Here is a 524-nt window from a genome sequence, read left to right on the forward strand (position 1 = left end):
TGCTTGGGCAGCACATACACATCCGTCGGATACGCCTCGGGCCGGGTGAACAGCTCGATCTGCGCCAGAGTCTGGTCCGCGAAGGAGTTCGACATCACGAACGACGGGTGACCGGTGGCATTGCCCAGATTCAGCAGCCGGCCCTCCGACAGCACGATCAGCACCTTGCCGCCGGGGAAGGTCCAGGTGTGCACCTGCGGCTTCACCTCGTCCTTGACGACCCCCTCCACGGCCGCCAGACCCGCCATGTCGATCTCATTGTCGAAATGGCCGATGTTGCCCACAATCGCCTGGTGCTTCATCCGCGCCATGTCCGACGCCATGATGATGTCCTTGTTGCCCGTCGTGGTGATGAAGATGTCAGCCGTCTCCACCACCTCCTCCAGCGTGGTCACCTGATAGCCGTCCATCGCCGCCTGCAACGCGCAGATCGGATCGATCTCCGTCACGATCACCCGCGCGCCCTGACCCCGCAGCGACTCCGCACAGCCCTTGCCCACATCGCCGTAACCGCACACCACCGC

At 63.9% G+C, this 524-nt stretch carries 1 protein-coding gene; it reads right to left on the bottom strand.

The annotated features are described in order from the left end of the window. The coding region (locus tag QCN29_RS36760) for an adenosylhomocysteinase (RefSeq protein WP_279933603.1) at positions 1-524 on the bottom strand (524 nt) is incomplete at both ends.

It is taken from the genome of Streptomyces chengmaiensis (assembly GCF_029846775.1).
Classification (GTDB): domain Bacteria; phylum Actinomycetota; class Actinomycetes; order Streptomycetales; family Streptomycetaceae; genus Streptomyces; species Streptomyces chengmaiensis.